This window comes from Actinospica durhamensis (assembly GCF_018139695.1).
GTDB classification, from domain to species: Bacteria; Actinomycetota; Actinomycetes; order Streptomycetales; family Catenulisporaceae; genus Actinospica; species Actinospica durhamensis.
Map to the genome: position 1 here is coordinate 1 of NZ_JAGSOG010000622.1, position 934 is coordinate 934.

Sequence of the window (934 nt, forward strand, 5' to 3'; positions counted from 1 at the left end):
GGCGGGGATCGGACAGGGGCCGGGCGCCCTGGCAGGGGACCGGACTCGGGCAGAGATCGTGCAGACCGTGTAGGCGGATGTCGATGACGCTAGCGCGGCACCTTGGCGGGCCTAGGCATCGGCGCTAGCGCGGCACCTTGGCGGGCCTGGGCATCAGCCGCGCCCCGGCGACAGCCGACGTCACCTCGGCCAGCCGGGCCAGGCGCAGCACCTCGAACCGGTGGAAGCTCGGCTCGCCGGTCCGGCACACCAGCACCCGCAGCCCGGAGGACCCGACCGGCGCCGAAGCGTAGTACGCGGAGCCGACCGTGACCGAGCTGGCCTGCGGCGGAAGGTCCGGCAGCACGAGCTCGGCGGGCGCGTCCCAGCTGCGCGCGACCACGGCCCCGCTGTGCTCGGGCCCGAGCGCCACGGCCCAGTCGGCGGCCAGGATGCGCGGCAGGGCGTCGGTGAGCAGCCCGAGTCCGGCGCGCGGGTCGGCCGCGATCCGGCCGAGCAGGTCGAGGTCGGGGAACGCTCCCGGCACCTCGCCCGAGGGCCGCACGCCCGCCACCGTCACCCCGCCGATCGAGTGCAGCGCCGCCTCCAGGGCCGGGCGCCGGTGTTCCTCCGGCAGGAAGACGGTGATCTCGTCCAGTGCCCGCCCCTGTTCCCGGCTGAGCACGCTGACCTGCACGATATCGGCCCCGCAGGCACCGAGTTCCCGTGTCACCAGACCCAGCGCCCCCGGCCGATCCGCCACCCACAGTCGCAGTCGTAGCAGCATTCTGATTTCCTCTCCGCTCGACGCGCCGCCGAGCGGTCCGTGCCCGGGCACAGCCCAGTCAAACGGGTCCCCGTTTCCACCCCGTTGCGTACGGGTCACAGCCCGGTGCGCGCCACCGGCGCACGTCCCTGGACCCCGGCACGTCAGCGGCCGCCGCAGCCCCCGCCC

1 protein-coding gene is annotated in these 934 nt (G+C 75.2%); it reads right to left on the bottom strand.

From position 1 onward, the window contains the following. Positions 1-124: 124 nt before the first annotated feature. A complete protein-coding gene (locus KDL01_RS41415; protein WP_212534193.1) occupies positions 125-766 on the bottom strand; it encodes an ACT domain-containing protein in 642 nt (213 codons plus the stop codon). Positions 767-934 lie beyond the last annotated feature (168 nt).